The following is a 15,017-nucleotide window of genomic DNA, read 5'->3' as shown; positions in this document are numbered from 1 at the left end:
ACAGGACCGCCATGAGCCCCAATTTCGTCCACCTGCGTCTGCACACCGAATACTCCCTGGTCGACGGCCTGGTGCGGGTCAAACCGCTGATCAAGGCGGTGGCCGGGGCCGGCATGCCGGCGGTGGCGGTCACCGACATGAGCAACATGTGCGCACTGGTGAAGTTCTACAAGACCGCCATGGGCGCCGGCATCAAGCCGATCTGCGGCGCCGACATCTGGTTGGCCAGCGCCGACGAGGACGGCCCGCTGTCGCGCCTGACCCTGCTGGCGATGAACGCCAAGGGCTATCGCAACCTCACCGAGCTGGTCTCGCGCGGCTGGGCCGAAGGGCAGAGCAACGACCTGGTGATCATCCAGCGCGACTGGGTCAAGGAGGCCGCCGAGGGGTTGATCGCCCTGTCCGGTGCGCGCGAGGGCGAGGTCGGCCAGGCCCTGCTGGCCGGCGACGAGGCCGCTGCCGAAGCGCGCCTGCGCGAGTGGATGGCGGTGTTCCCCGAGCGTTTCTATCTGGAGGTGCAGCGCACCAGCCGGGTCGGCGACGAGGAGTACCTGCACGCCGCGGTGGCCCTGGCCGACCGCGTCGAGGCGCCGCTGGTGGCGACCAACGACGTGCGCTTTATCAAGCAGGACGACTTCGAGGCCCACGAGACCCGCGTGTGCATCGGCGAGGGCCGTTCCCTGGATGACCCGCGCCGGCCGCGCAACTATTCCGACCAGCAGTACCTGAAAACGCCGGCGGAGATGTGCGAGCTGTTCTCCGACCTGCCCGAGGCGCTGGAGAACAGCGTGGAGATCGCCAAGCGCTGCAACATCGAGGTGCAGCTGGGCAAGTACTTTCTCCCCGACTTCCCCACGCCCAATGGCATGGGCATCGACGACTACCTGCGGCATGCCTCCTTCGAGGGCCTGGAAGAGCGCCTGGAGGTGCTGCTGCCCAAGGACACGCCGGATTACCAGGCGAAGAAGCAGGTCTATATCGACCGCCTCAATTTCGAGCTGGATATCATCATCCAGATGGGCTTCCCCGGTTACTTCCTGATCGTGATGGACTTCATCCAGTGGGCCAAGAGCAACGGCGTGCCGGTCGGCCCGGGCCGGGGTTCGGGTGCTGGTTCGCTGGTGGCCTACGTGCTGAAGATCACCGACCTCGATCCCTTGGCCTACGACCTGCTGTTCGAGCGCTTCCTCAACCCCGAGCGGGTATCCATGCCCGACTTCGACGTCGACTTCTGCATGGACGGCCGCGACCGGGTGATCGACTACGTGGCCGACAAGTACGGGCGCAACGCGGTGAGCCAGATCATCACCTTCGGCTCGATGGCGGCCAAGGCGGTGGTGCGCGACGTGGCGCGCGCCCAGGGCAAGTCCTACGGCCTGGCCGATCGCCTGTCGAAGATGATTCCCTTCGAAGTGGGCATGACCCTGGAGAAGGCCTACGAGATGGAGGAGCCGCTGCGCGACTTCCTCAAGAACGACGAAGACGCCCGGGAAATCTGGGACATGTCGCTCAAGCTCGAAGGCGTGGTGCGCGGCACCGGCAAGCACGCCGGCGGCGTAGTGATCGCACCGACCAAGCTCACCGACTTCTCGCCGATCGCCTGCGACGAGGAGGGCGGCGGCCTGGTGACCCAGTTCGACAAGGACGACGTCGAGCAGGCCGGCCTGGTCAAGTTCGACTTCCTCGGCCTGCGTACCCTGACCATCATCAAGTGGGCGATGGAAACCATCCACCGCATCCAGAAGCGCGATGGCGCCGCGGACGAGGAGCTGGTCAATATCGACTTCATCCCGCTGGATGACAAGAAGACCTACGACATGCTGCAGAAGGCGGAGACCACAGCGGTCTTCCAGCTCGAATCGCGCGGCATGAAGGAGCTGATCAAGAAGCTCAAGCCCGACTGCCTGGAAGACATGATCGCCCTGGTGGCGCTGTTCCGCCCCGGCCCGCTGCAGTCCGGCATGGTGGACGACTTCATCAACCGTAAGCACGGCCGCGCCGAGCTGTCCTACCCGCACCCGGATTACCAGTACGCCGGTCTGGAGCCGGTGCTCAAGCCCACCTACGGCGTCATCCTGTACCAGGAGCAGGTGATGCAGATCGCCCAGGTGATGGCGGGGTATACGCTGGGTGGTGCGGATATGCTGCGCCGCGCCATGGGCAAGAAGAAGCCCGAGGAGATGGCCAAGCAGCGCGGCGGCTTCATCGAGGGCTGCGCCAACAACGGCATCGATGCTGACCTGGCCGGCAACATCTTCGACCTGGTGGAAAAATTCGCCGGTTACGGCTTCAACAAGTCGCACTCCGCCGCCTACGGCCTGGTGTCGTACCAGACTGCCTGGCTCAAGGCGCATTACCCGGCGCCGTTCATGGCCGCGGTGCTGTCGGCGGATATGCACAACACCGACAAGGTGGTGATCCTGGTGGAAGAGTGCCGCAACATGAAGTTGCGCATCGATCCGCCGGACGTCAACGTCTCCGAGTTCAAGTTCACCGTCAACGACGACGGCCGTATCGTCTACGGCCTCGGCGCGGTCAAGGGCGTGGGCGAGGGGCCGGTGGAGGCCATCGTCGAATGCCGCGCCGAGGGTGGGCCATTCAAGGACCTGTTCGACTTCTGCAACCGCGTCGACCTCAAGCGCATCAACAAGCGCACCCTCGAAGCGCTGATCCGCAGCGGCGCGCTGGATCGCCTGGGGCCCTACTACCAGGACGAGCTCAAGGCCTACCAGGCCAGCGTGGACAAGAACCGCGCGGTGTTGCTGGCATCCATGGAAGAGGCCGTGCAGTCCGCCGAGCAGACCGCGCGCAGCGCCGAGAGCGGTCATATGGACCTGTTTGGCGGCCTGTTCGCCGAACCCGAGGCGGACGTCTACGCCAACCACCGCAAGGCCCGCGAGCTGCCGATCAAGGAGCGTCTGAAAGGCGAAAAGGACACCCTGGGCATCTACCTGTCCGGCCACCCCATCGACGAATACGAAGGCGAGATCCGCCGCTTCGCCCGCCAGCGCATCGTCGAGCTCAAGCCGGCGCGCGATACCCAGACCATCGCCGGGATGATCGTCAACCTGCGGGTAATGAAGAACAAGAAGGGCGACAAGATGGGCTTTATCACCCTCGACGACCGCTCCGGGCGGATCGAGGCGTCCCTGTTCGCCGATGCCTTCGCCAGCAACCAGGCGCTGCTGCAGAACGATGCGCTGGTGGTGGTCGAGGGCGAGGTGAGCAACGACGACTTCTCCGGCGGCCTGCGCCTGCGCGCCAAGCGCGTGATGAGCCTGGAGGAGGCGCGCACCGGCCTGGCCGACAGCCTGCGCCTGAAGGTCGCCGGCGAGGCGCTGAAAGGCGATCGCCTGCGCTGGCTGGCCGAGCTGTGCGGCAAGCACAAGGGCGCCTGCCCGGTGACCCTGGACTACAGCGGCGAGGAGGCACGCGCCTTGCTTCAGTTTGGCGACGCCTGGCGCATCGACCCGGCCGACACATTGATTCAGGCATTGCGTGACCAGTTCGGGCGCGACAACGTCTTTTTGCACTACCGCTGACGCGAGAGGGGAAATTTCCCTTTGTGTTGGCATTGGCACCTGCGGGTGTCGACCCGCTGCGCCCTATCCCTTAAGGTAGGGCGCCTAATGGATACAGCTCCCCGGCCACTTGGCCGTCGACGCAAGACGGATGACTATGAACCCGAATTTTCTCGATTTCGAACAGCCGATCGCCGACCTGCAAGCCAAGATCGAAGAGCTACGCCTGGTCGGTAACGACAACGCGCTGAACATCGGCGACGAGATTGCCCGCCTGCAGGACAAGAGCAGCGCGCTGACCGAAAGCATCTTCGGCAACCTCTCCAGCTGGCAGATCGCTCAGCTGGCGCGCCATCCGCGCCGCCCCTACACCCTGGACTACATCCAGCACATCTTCACCGAGTTCGACGAGCTGCACGGCGACCGTCACTTCTCCGACGACGCCGCCATCGTTGGCGGCGTGGCCCGCCTCGGCGAGCAGCCGGTGATGGTCATCGGTCACCAGAAGGGCCGCGAAGTGCGCGAGAAGGTACGCCGCAACTTCGGCATGCCGCGTCCGGAGGGCTACCGCAAGGCCTGCCGCCTGATGGAAATGGCCGAGCGCTTCAAGATGCCGATCCTCACCTTTATCGACACCCCCGGCGCCTACCCGGGCATCGATGCCGAGGAGCGCGGCCAGAGCGAGGCCATCGCCTGGAACCTGCGGGTGATGGCGCGGCTGAAGACCCCGATCATCGCCACCGTGATCGGCGAGGGCGGCTCCGGCGGCGCGCTGGCCATCGGCGTCTGCGACCAGCTGAACATGCTGCAGTACTCCACCTACTCGGTGATCTCGCCGGAAGGCTGCGCCTCGATTCTCTGGCGTACCGCCGAGAAGGCGCCGGATGCCGCCGAGGCCATGGGCATCACTGCCGAGCGCCTGAAGGATCTGGGCATCGTCGATCAGGTGATCGCCGAGCCGCTGGGCGGCGCTCATCGTGATCCGGCAGCGGCCTCCGAGTCGATCCGTCAGGAGCTGACCAAGCAGTTGGCCAGCCTGCAGAAGTACGACACCGACGCCCTGCTCAAGCGTCGTTACGATCGCCTGATGAGCTACGGCATCGCCTGAGCTCGTTCAGCGCGCATCTCAACGGGCCTTCGGGGCCGTTGTTGTTTAAGCTTGGCCGATGACTGCTCTCGATATCCGTCTGCGCGCCGCGTTGCAGCCCTGGCGAACGGCACCGGCCTGGCGTATCGCCTTCTCCGGCGGCCTCGACTCCAGCGTGCTGCTGCACCTGCTGGCCGGTCTCGCCCGGCGCGAGGCGCTGCCGCCGCTAGCCGCCATCCATGTCCACCACGGCCTGCAGCCGGCGGCCGAGGCCTGGCCCGAGCATTGCGCGCGCAGCTGCGCGCAGCTGGATATTCCCCTGGAAATCGTTGCGGTGCGGGTCGAGCCGGGCGCCAGCCTGGAGCAGGCGGCGCGCCAGGCGCGCTACGCCGCCTTCGCCTCGCGTCTGGGCGAGGGCGAGGTGCTGCTCGGTGCCCAGCATCGCGACGATCAGGCCGAGACCGTGCTGTTTCGCCTGTTGCGCGGCGCCGGCGTGCGCGGTCTGGCGGCCATGCCTGTAGCTCGACCGCTGGGCCGCGGCACTCTGGTTCGGCCGCTGCTGGACGTTCCGCGTACCGAGTTGCTGGCCTATGCCGAGGCCCATGGGCTGAGCTGGGTGGAAGACCCGAGCAATGCCGATGAGCGCTTCAGTCGCAATTTCCTGCGCCGCCGCGTGCTGCCGTTGCTCGCCGAGCGTTGGCCGCAGGCGGCCGCCAGCCTGGCGCGCAGCGCCGCCCACCTGGGTGAGGCGCAGCAGCTGCTGGGCGAGTTGGCCGAGCTGGATCTGCTCGCCGCGCGGGGCCGGGCGCCGTTTTCCTGGCTGGCGCTGCCGTCGCTGGACTTGCAGGCGGTGGCCGGGCTGAACGAGGCGCGTCAGCGCAATCTGCTGCGTCATTGGCTGGCGCCGCTGACCCGGCTGCCGGACAGCGATCACTGGGCCGGCTGGTATGACCTGCGTGACGCCGGCGTGGATGCGACGCCGATCTGGAAACTGGCCGATGGCGAGTTGCATAGGGCAGATGGGCGGCTGTGGTGGCTCAGCGGCGACTGGTTGCAGCCACTCACGGCTGTCGATCTGCCTTGCGGTGCGGCGCAAGGGGCCATCGAACTGCCCGGCAACGGCGCTGTGCGAGTTGTCGGCGAGCTGCCGGCGGGGCGTTGGCACCTGCGCTATCGCCGCGGCGGCGAGTCGCTGCAGCTGCCGGGGCGCGGCCGGCGCGACCTCAAGCGCCTGCTCAACGAGCTGCGCGTGCCGGCGTTCGTGCGTCCGCGGCTGCCCTTGCTGTTCGATGGCGACGAGTTGGTGGCGGTGGCCAATCTGGCGCCGGCGCCGCGTCCGGGGCGGGGCGATCTGCGCTTGCACTGGTCGCCGCCGATCGGTGATCAAGGTTTGAGCTGGTAAGGCCTTTCCGGTAGACTACGCTCCCGTCTTACTACAGCTTTTGCCGACTCCCTCAGGGAGCTTGGCGGGCTTGCCATTGTTGCTACTGATGGCGCTCCTTCGCTTTCCCCGGCGGCACTGACCGCTTAAACGCAGACTTCTAGGGTTTTTCATGACGCGCTACATCTTCGTCACGGGTGGTGTTGTTTCTTCATTGGGGAAAGGCATCGCCTCGGCTTCACTGGCGGCCATCCTGGAGGCGCGGGGCCTGAAGGTCACCATGCTCAAGCTGGACCCTTACATCAACGTCGATCCGGGCACCATGAGCCCGTTCCAGCACGGTGAGGTGTTCGTCACCCACGACGGCGCCGAGACCGACCTCGACCTGGGTCACTACGAGCGGTTCATCCGCACGACGATGACCAAGAGCAACAACTTCACCACCGGCCGCGTGTACGAAGACGTGCTGCGCAAGGAGCGCCGTGGTGACTACCTGGGTGCGACCATCCAGGTCATTCCGCACATCACCGACGAGATCAAGCGGCGCATCATCAAGGGCGCCGGCGATGCCGACGTGGCCCTGGTGGAAATCGGCGGCACCGTCGGCGACATCGAGTCGCAACCCTTCCTCGAAGCCATTCGCCAGCTGCGCGTGGAAGTGGGCGCCAAGCGCGCCATGCTGATGCACCTGACCCTGGTGCCCTACATCGCCACCGCCGGCGAGACCAAGACCAAGCCGACCCAGCACTCGGTCAAGGAGCTGCGCTCCATCGGCCTGCAGCCGGACGTGCTGGTGTGCCGCTCCGACCACCCGATCGACGTCTCCTCGCGGCGCAAGATCGCCCTGTTCACCAACGTCGAAGAGCGTGCGGTGATCAGCCTGGAAGACGTCGACACCATCTACAAGATTCCGGGCGTGCTGCATGCCCAGGGTCTGGACGACTTCGTCGTCGAGCGTTTCGGCCTGGAGTGCGGCGGCGCCGACCTGTCCGAGTGGGATCGCGTGGTCGATGCCAAGCTCAACCCGGAAAAGGAAGTCACCATCGCCATGGTCGGCAAGTACATGGAGCTGCTCGATGCCTACAAGTCGCTGATCGAAGCGATGAGCCACGCCGGCATCCAGAACCGTACCAAGGTCAACCTGCGCTATATCGACTCCGAAGACATCGAGAACCAGGGCACCGCGCTGCTCGAGGGCGTCGATGCCATCTTGGTACCGGGCGGCTTCGGCCTGCGCGGCGTGGAAGGCAAGATCAAGACCGTGCAGTACGCTCGCGAGAACAAGATTCCCTACCTGGGCATCTGCCTCGGCATGCAGGTCGCGGTCATCGAGTACGCGCGCAACGTGGTGGGCTGGAGCGACGCCAACTCCACCGAGTTCGACCTGGCCAGCCAGCACCCGGTGGTCGGCCTGATCACCGAGTGGCAGGACGCCGCTGGCGGCGTGGAAACCCGCAGCGAGAGCTCCGACCTGGGCGGCACCATGCGCCTCGGCGCGCAGGACTGCCAGCTGCAGGCCGGTTCGCTGGTGCACGACTGCTACGGCAAGGACGTGATAGTCGAGCGTCACCGTCACCGTTACGAGGTGAACAACAACCTGCTGCCGCAGCTGACCGAGGCTGGCCTGAAGGTCACCGGTCGTTCCGGCGACGGCGCGCTGGTCGAAGTGGTCGAGGCGCCGGATCATCCCTGGTTCGTCGCCTGCCAGTTCCACCCGGAATTCACCTCCACGCCGCGTGACGGTCATCCGCTGTTCAGCGGCTTCGTCAACGCCGCGCTGGCGCAGCAAGCGAAGAAGGCCTAAGGCATGGCGCAGAAGATCATCAAGGTCGGCAATATCGAGATCGCCAACGACAAGCCCTTCGTGCTGTTCGGCGGCATCAACGTGCTCGAGTCGCGCGACCTGGCCATGCAGGCCTGTGAGGAATACGTGCGGGTGACCGAGAAACTCGGCATCCCCTACGTGTTCAAGGCCAGCTTCGACAAGGCCAACCGTTCCTCCATCACCTCCTTCCGCGGCCCGGGCCTGGAAGAGGGCATGAAGATCTTCGAGGAAGTGAAGAAGACCTTCGGCGTGCCGGTGATCACCGACGTCCACGAGCCGCATCAGGCGGCCGCGGTGGCCGCGGTGTGCGACATCATCCAGCTGCCGGCCTTCCTCTCGCGGCAGACCGACCTGGTGGTGGCCATGGCCAAGACCGGCGCGGTGATCAACATCAAGAAGGCGCAGTTCCTCGCCCCGCAGGAGATGAAGCACATCCTGCGCAAGTGCGAGGAGGCCGGCAACGATCAGCTGATCCTCTGCGAGCGCGGCTCCAGCTTCGGTTACAACAACCTGGTGGTGGACATGCTCGGCTTCGGCATCATGAAGCAGTTCGAGTACCCGGTGTTCTTCGACGTGACCCATGCCCTGCAGATGCCGGGCGGCCGCGCCGATTCGGCCGGCGGCCGCCGCGCCCAGGTCACCGACCTGGCCAAGGCCGGCATGAGCCAGGGGCTGGCCGGTCTGTTCCTCGAGGCCCATCCCGATCCGGAAAACGCCAAGTGCGACGGCCCCTGCGCCTTGCGCTTGAACAAGCTGGAGCCTTTCCTCACCCAGCTCAAGCAGCTCGACGACCTGATCAAGAGTTTTCCGCCGATCGAGACTGCCTGAACCGCACGCAATCCGGTAAAGTGCCGCCCCAGAAAAGATCCCCCTGACCCGTGAGTCAGACTGTGTCGCCGACCCGCCCCACGGGGCGACGGCGGCCCCGCGCAGCCCGCTGCTGCAGTCTTATCGTCAAACCTTGGAGTGCAAACAACAATGGCAAAGATCGTCGACATCAAGGGTCGTGAGGTTCTCGACTCCCGCGGCAACCCCACCGTGGAAGCCGATGTAATTCTGGAAGGCGGCATCAAAGGTAGCGCCTGCGCGCCGTCCGGTGCCTCCACCGGCTCGCGCGAAGCGCTGGAGCTGCGTGACGGCGACAAGAGCCGTTACCTGGGCAAGGGCGTGCTCAAGGCCGTCGCCAATATCAACGGCCCGATCCGCGACCTGCTGCTGGGCAAGGACGCGACCGATCAACAGGCCCTGGACCGCGCGATGATCGAGCTCGACGGTACCGAGAACAAGGCCAAGCTGGGCGCCAACGCCATCCTCGCCGTGTCCCTGGCTGCCGCCAAGGCCGCGGCCCAGGCCAAGGGCGTGCCACTGTACGCGCACATCGCCGACCTCAACGGCACCCCGGGCGTCTACTCCATGCCGGTGCCGATGATGAACATCATCAACGGCGGCGAGCACGCCGATAACAACGTCGACATCCAGGAGTTCATGGTCCAGCCGGTCGGCGCCAAGAATTTTGCCGAGGCCCTGCGCATGGGCGCCGAGATCTTCCACCACCTCAAGGCCGTGCTGAAGGCCCGTGGCCTGAACACCGCCGTGGGCGACGAGGGTGGTTTCGCGCCGAACCTGGCCTCCAACGAAGACGCCCTGGCCGCCATCGCCGAAGCCGTGGCCAATGCCGGCTACAAGCTGGGCGAGGACGTCACCCTGGCCCTGGACTGCGCCTCCAGCGAGTTCTACAAGGACGGACAGTACGACCTGGCCGGCGAAGGCAAGGTATTCAGCGGTGAAGGTTTCGCCGATTACCTGGCCGGCCTGACCCAGCGCTACCCGATCATCTCCATCGAAGACGGCATGGACGAGTCCGACTGGGCCAGCTGGAAAGTGCTGACCGACAAGATCGGCGCCAAGGTGCAGCTGGTCGGCGACGATCTGTTCGTCACCAACACCAAGATCCTCAAGCGCGGCATCGATGAGAAGATCGGCAACTCGATCCTGATCAAGTTCAACCAGATCGGCTCGCTGACCGAGACCCTGGAAGCCATCCAGATGGCCAAGGCCGCCGGCTTCACCGCGGTGATCTCGCACCGCAGCGGCGAAACCGAAGACAGCACCATCGCCGATCTGGCCGTGGGTACTGCCGCTGGTCAGATCAAGACCGGTTCGCTGTGCCGCTCCGACCGCGTGTCCAAGTACAACCAGCTGCTGCGCATCGAAGAGCAGCTGGGCGGCAAGGCTCCCTATAAGGGCCGTGCCGAGTTCCGCGGCTAACAACGATCTGCTGCGCGTCGGCCCTACTGCGTTAAAAACAGGCTCGGAATGCTCATTTACTTCAGTAAACTGCGCTTCCTCGCCTGTTTTTGCCTTGTAGGTCTCTAGCTCGCAAGATCGTTTTCGTTTGAAGATGGGCGACGCGAGTCGCCCTTTTTCGTGGACGCTTCGTCGAACCCTTGGAACCAATGCACGGATGCAGGTACCGAAATCCCATGTCACTCATCAGTCGGCTTCTTTTCAAGCATGAACGCAGCCCCTACCATGCCGATGACTCAATCTGCGAGCCGCTCCATGCGTAGTCCGTATTGGCTGTTCATCGTGCTGACCCTGTTGCTGGCCGGCCTGCAGTATCGCCTGTGGATCGGCGAGGGCAGCCTGGCCCAGGTCAGCCGCCTGCAGCAGCAGATCGCCGAGCAGCAGGGCGAGAACGAACGCCTGCTGGAGCGCAACCGCATCCTCGAGGCCGAGGTGATGGAGCTCAAGCGCGGTATGGAGACCGTGGAGGAGCGCGCGCGGCAGGAACTGGGCATGCTCAAAGAGGGCGAGACCCTCTATCTGCTGACCGAATGACCACGAATTTCTGGCTGGTGATCCCGGCCGCCGGCGTCGGCGCGCGGATGGCCGCCGACCGCCCCAAGCAGTACCTGGAGGTGGCAGGGCGCTGCATTCTTGAACATAGCCTGCACTGCTTCCTCGACCACCCCGGCCTGCGCGGCGCCGTGGTCTGTCTGGCCGCGGACGATCCCTACTGGGCGCAGCTGGCCCTGGCCGGCGATCCACGGGTGCGCCGCGCCGCGGGCGGGCGTGAGCGCGCCGACTCGGTGCTGGCCGGTCTCGATCTGCTGCTGGCCGGCGGCGCCGGGGCGGACGACTGGGTGCTGGTGCACGATGCGGCGCGGCCCAATCTGGCCCGCGCCGACCTCGACCGCCTGCTGAACACCCTGGCCGAGGATCCGCTCGGCGGCCTGCTGGCGGTGCCGGCACGCGATACCCTCAAGCGCGTCGGCGCCGATGGCCGGGTGCTGGAAACCCTGGACCGCAGTCTGATCTGGCAGGCCTATACGCCGCAGATGTTCCGCCTGGCGGCGCTGCGTGGCGCCCTGGCCGATGCGCTGGCGGCGGGCGCTTCGATCACCGACGAGGCCTCGGCGCTGGAATGGGCCGGGCAGGCGCCACGCCTGGTGGAGGGGCGGGCGGACAACCTGAAGATCACCCGCCCCGAGGATCTGCAGTGGTTGCGGCAAGCCTGGGCCGAGCGCAACCAGTAGCGCCGCGTCTCAGCTCAGGCGCTGTTTCTCGATATTGCGCTCCAGCACCGTGCCGAGTTTGTCGATGGCGCCCTCCAGCGCCTGCTCCAGGCTGTCGCCGTTATGGCTCACCGATACCGGGTCGCGGCCCTTGAGCCGCGCTTCGGCCTGGCAGCGCTTGTCCAGCCCGCCGCCCTTGTGGCTGTTCTCGTCGTTGAAGTGCAGCTCGACCCGGGTCAGGTGATCCTCGAAGCGCTTGAGCTTGAGTTCCACTCGGCCGCGTACCTTGTTCGCCAGGGCGGCGGAACCGTGGATATGGTTGTCGCTGTTGACCATGACTTGCATAGCGCTGTCCTCCGGTTGCAGTGAAACGCGAGTAGGCTGCGGAAAAACTTCCTCGGCTTTGGCTTTCTGCAGTCCTGCAGTCGTCGCCTAGGTTTTTCAGCTGCCGACTGGGCGTCAGTTACTCTGGCCGCGCCCGTCGCGTGGGGTTCCCCCCCTGCGCTGTGACATTCTGTTGCTCCCGATACTCGGCGCGTTCGCTCAGCCCCTGTTTGAGGTGATCGACCAGCTGGCGCACCTTGGGCGACAGGTGGCGCTGCTGCGGGTACAGCGCCCAGACCGCGGTGTTCGGTGGCTGGTGCTGTTCCAGCAGGGACACCAGTGCGCCTCTGGCCAGGTGTTCGAGCACGTAATAGTCCGGCAGCTGGCACAGGCCGAAGCCGCGCAGCGCGGCATCGAGTACCGCCTGGCCGCTGTTGCAGCGCCAGTTGCCCTGCACACGCACCTGGCTTTCCCGCCCGCCGTCGACGAAGCTCCAGTACTCGCTGCTGCCCACCAGGCAGTTGTGCCGCGCCAGTTCCGACAGCGAGTGCGGCCGGCCGTAGTGCTGCAAGTAGGCGGGCGCTGCGCACAGGTACATCCGCCGCGGCGCCAGGCGCGCGGCCACCAGCCGCGAGTCCTGCAGGCGGCCGAGGCGGATGGCCAGGTCCAGGCCCTCGTGGAGCAGGTCGAGCTGGCTGTTGGACAGTTCGATCTCCACCCGCAGCTGCGGATGACGGGCCATGAACTGATTGACCAGCGGCACGATGAAGCGCTCGCCGTAGGCCACCGCGCAGGTCATGCGCAGCAGTCCCTTGGGCTCGGCGGTCAGGTCGCTGACCACGCGCAGGGCTTCCTCGCGCGCGTCCTGCAGGCGCTGGCAGTGCTGCAGGAAGGTCTGCCCGGCTTCGGTCAGCGCCACGCGCCGGGTGCTGCGGTAGAACAGCCGGCTCTGCAGGCGCTCCTCCAGGCGTGCGACCTGGCGGCTGACCTGCGAGGTGGACAGGCCCAGCCGCTCGGCGGCGGCGCTGAACTGGCCGCACTCGGCCACGGCGACGAATTCGTCCAGCCCTTCCCAGCGGTTCATGTTTTCTCCTTCTCGTGTAGCCCGGATGCAATCCGGGAATGCCTGGCGCGGTAGTTCCCGGATTGCATCCGGGCTCCGCCTCTAACTGCAGAAGAAGACCCTGATTATCCCTGTATGGCAATAATGTTTTGCCTGATCGCCAATTATTTCTGGATGGCGCTGGACTAGACTGCTGGCCACCGCTCAACACGCTCAGGAGAGCCCAGATGATCAAGTCCCGCGCCGCCGTCGCCTTCGCCCCGAATCAGCCGCTGCAGATCGTCGAGGTGGACGTGGCGCCGCCCAAGGCCGGCGAGGTGCTGGTGCGCATCGTCGCCACCGGCGTCTGCCACACCGATGCCTACACCCTGTCCGGCCAGGACAGCGAAGGCGTGTTCCCCTGCATCCTCGGTCACGAAGGCGGCGGTATCGTCGAGGCGGTGGGCGAGGGCGTCACCTCGCTGGCGGTCGGTGATCACGTGATTCCGCTGTATACCGCCGAATGCGGCGAGTGCAAATTCTGCAAATCCAACAAGACCAACCTGTGCAGCTCGGTGCGCGCCACCCAGGGCAAGGGCCTGATGCCCGACGGCACCAGCCGCTTCTCCTACAACGGCGAGCCGATCTACCACTACATGGGCTGCTCGACCTTCTCCGAGTACACCGTGCTGCCGGAAGTCTCCCTGGCCAAGATCCCCAAGGAGGCGCCGCTGGAGAAGGTCTGCCTGCTCGGTTGCGGCGTGACCACCGGTATCGGCGCCGTGCTCAACACCGCCAAGGTCACCGAGGGTTCTACCGTGGCCATCTTCGGCCTGGGCGGCATCGGCCTGGCGGCCATCATCGGCGCCAAGATGGCCAAGGCTTCGCGCATCATCGGCATCGACATCAATCCGGCCAAGGAGGCCGTGGCGCGCGAACTGGGCATGACCGAGTTCGTCAACCCGAAGGATCACAGCAAGCCGATCCAGGAGGTCATCGTCGAGATGACCGACGGTGGCGTCGACTACAGCTTCGAGTGCATCGGCAACGTGCAGCTGATGCGCGCTGCGCTGGAGTGCTGCCACAAGGGCTGGGGCGAGTCGACCATCATCGGCGTGGCGCCGGCCGGTGCCGAGATCAGCACCCGGCCGTTCCAGCTGGTCACCGGGCGGGTCTGGCGCGGCAGCGCCTTCGGCGGGGTCAAGGGCCGTACCGAGCTGCCCGGCTACGTGGAAAAGGCGCAGAAGGGCGAGATCCCGCTGGACACCTTTATCACCCACAACCTGCCGCTGGATCAGATCAACGAAGCGTTCGAGCTGATGCACGAAGGCAAGAGCATTCGTACCGTCATTCATTTCTGACTGCAGGGCGACCTGTGCCTGTAGGGTGCGCCATGCGCACCAGGATCAAGCGGTGCGCACGGCGCACCCGAGGGAGATGTCCATGACCTTGGAAATCGTTTCCAGCAACAAGAGCTTCGGCGGCTGGCACAAGCGCTACCGGCACCGTTCCGAGGTGCTCGGTTGCGACATGCAGTTCGCCGTCTACCTGCCGCCGCAGGCCGAGCAGGGGGCTCGCCTGCCGGTGCTGTACTGGCTCAGCGGGCTGACCTGCACCGACGAGAACTTCATGCAGAAAGCTGGCGCGCACAGGCTGGCGGCCGAGCTGGGCCTGATCCTGGTCGCGCCGGACACCAGCCCGCGCGGCGAGGGCGTGCCGGACGATGCGGACGGCGCCTACGACTTCGGTCTCGGCGCCGGCTTCTACCTCAACGCCACCGTCGAACCCTGGGCGCGGCACTACCGCATGTACGACTACGTGGTGCAGGAGCTACCGGCGCTGGTCGAGGCCAACTTCCCGGTGACGGGCAAGCGCGGCATCGCCGGCCATTCCATGGGCGGCCACGGCGCCTTGATCTGCGCGCTGAAGAACCCCGGGCGCTATCGCTCGGTGTCGGCCTTCGCACCGATCAGCAATCCGATGAACTGTCCCTGGGGCGAGAAGGCGTTTTCCCTCTATCTGGGCGAGGACCGCTCGCGCTGGCGCGAATGGGACGCCAGCGTGCTGATCGCCGAGGCCGGCGAGAAGCTGCCGATCCTGGTCGATCAGGGCGACCGCGACGATTTCCTCGAAACCCAACTCAAGCCGCAGGCGCTGCAGGCGGCGGCCAAGGCGGCCGGCCATCCGCTGACCCTGCGCCTGCAGCCCGGTTACGACCACAGCTACTACTTCATCGCCAGCTTTATCGACGATCATCTGCGCCATCACGCCGAAGCCTTGGCCTAGGGTGCGCACGGCGCCCCCTATGGCGGCCGGTGC

The 15,017-nt window shown here is 65.9% G+C and carries 12 protein-coding genes; 10 read left to right on the top strand and 2 right to left on the bottom strand.

Translation table 11 applies throughout. From position 1 onward, the window contains the following. Positions 1 to 11 precede the first annotated feature (11 nt). The 8 genes from dnaE (at position 12) to ispD (ending at position 11,353) form a co-directional block, all read left to right on the top strand. Complete coding sequence (dnaE, locus tag AC1G9C_RS16205; RefSeq protein ID WP_397497076.1) at positions 12 to 3,542, top strand: DNA polymerase III subunit alpha; 3,531 nt, start codon at positions 12 to 14, stop codon at positions 3,540 to 3,542. Between the two features lie 136 nt (positions 3,543 to 3,678). Then, positions 3,679 to 4,629 (top strand): acetyl-CoA carboxylase carboxyltransferase subunit alpha, encoded by a 951-nt coding sequence (locus tag AC1G9C_RS16200; RefSeq protein ID WP_021442937.1) that lies wholly within the window; start codon positions 3,679 to 3,681, stop codon positions 4,627 to 4,629. A gap of 58 nt (positions 4,630 to 4,687) precedes the next feature. After that, positions 4,688 to 6,010, top strand: coding sequence for a tRNA lysidine(34) synthetase TilS (gene tilS, locus AC1G9C_RS16195; protein ID WP_480408178.1), 1,323 nt, complete (start codon positions 4,688 to 4,690; stop codon positions 6,008 to 6,010). 151 nt (positions 6,011 to 6,161) lie between these two features. Then, the gene (locus AC1G9C_RS16190; protein WP_031303114.1) at positions 6,162 to 7,793 is read left to right on the top strand and encodes a CTP synthase; all 1,632 of its coding nucleotides are present in this window, start codon (positions 6,162 to 6,164) and stop codon (positions 7,791 to 7,793) included. Positions 7,794 to 7,796: 3 nt separating this feature from the next. After that, positions 7,797 to 8,642 carry a 3-deoxy-8-phosphooctulonate synthase gene (kdsA, locus tag AC1G9C_RS16185; RefSeq protein ID WP_021444009.1) on the top strand — a complete coding sequence of 282 codons (846 nt, stop codon included), beginning with the start codon at positions 7,797 to 7,799 and terminating at the stop codon, positions 8,640 to 8,642. A 150-nt stretch (positions 8,643 to 8,792) separates the two neighbouring features. After that, positions 8,793 to 10,082, top strand: a complete 1,290-nt coding sequence (eno, locus tag AC1G9C_RS16180; protein WP_397497073.1) for a phosphopyruvate hydratase — start codon at positions 8,793 to 8,795, stop codon at positions 10,080 to 10,082. Positions 10,083 to 10,376: 294 nt separating this feature from the next. Further along, complete coding sequence (gene ftsB / locus AC1G9C_RS16175) at positions 10,377 to 10,655, top strand: cell division protein FtsB (RefSeq protein WP_480408177.1); 279 nt, start codon at positions 10,377 to 10,379, stop codon at positions 10,653 to 10,655. Next, a complete protein-coding gene (ispD, locus tag AC1G9C_RS16170) occupies positions 10,652 to 11,353 on the top strand; it encodes a 2-C-methyl-D-erythritol 4-phosphate cytidylyltransferase (RefSeq protein WP_480408176.1) in 702 nt (233 codons plus the stop codon). Before ftsB ends, ispD begins: the two co-directional genes overlap by 4 nt. Before the next feature lie 9 nt (positions 11,354 to 11,362). Here ispD and AC1G9C_RS16165 read toward each other — a convergent pair whose 3' ends face one another. Both AC1G9C_RS16165 and AC1G9C_RS16160 read right to left on the bottom strand, forming a co-directional pair. Further along, positions 11,363 to 11,677 (bottom strand): HPF/RaiA family ribosome-associated protein, encoded by a 315-nt coding sequence (locus AC1G9C_RS16165; protein WP_480408175.1) that lies wholly within the window; start codon positions 11,675 to 11,677, stop codon positions 11,363 to 11,365. Between the two features lie 118 nt (positions 11,678 to 11,795). Further along, positions 11,796 to 12,740 (bottom strand): LysR substrate-binding domain-containing protein, encoded by a 945-nt coding sequence (locus AC1G9C_RS16160; protein ID WP_480408174.1) that lies wholly within the window; start codon positions 12,738 to 12,740, stop codon positions 11,796 to 11,798. Positions 12,741 to 12,946: 206 nt separating this feature from the next. Here AC1G9C_RS16160 and AC1G9C_RS16155 point away from each other — a divergent pair, with 206 nt between their 5' ends. Continuing rightward, positions 12,947 to 14,059, top strand: coding sequence for an S-(hydroxymethyl)glutathione dehydrogenase/class III alcohol dehydrogenase (locus AC1G9C_RS16155; RefSeq protein ID WP_457787577.1), 1,113 nt, complete (start codon positions 12,947 to 12,949; stop codon positions 14,057 to 14,059). An 82-nt stretch (positions 14,060 to 14,141) separates the two neighbouring features. Continuing rightward, positions 14,142 to 14,984, top strand: coding sequence for an S-formylglutathione hydrolase (gene fghA / locus AC1G9C_RS16150; RefSeq protein WP_480408173.1), 843 nt, complete (start codon positions 14,142 to 14,144; stop codon positions 14,982 to 14,984). The last annotated feature ends 33 nt before the right edge of the window (positions 14,985 to 15,017 follow it).

Source organism: Pseudomonas sp. ABa2 (genome assembly GCF_056676075.1).
Note: the sequence above shows the minus strand (reverse complement) of the source record. Positions and strands in the feature narration are given on the sequence as shown.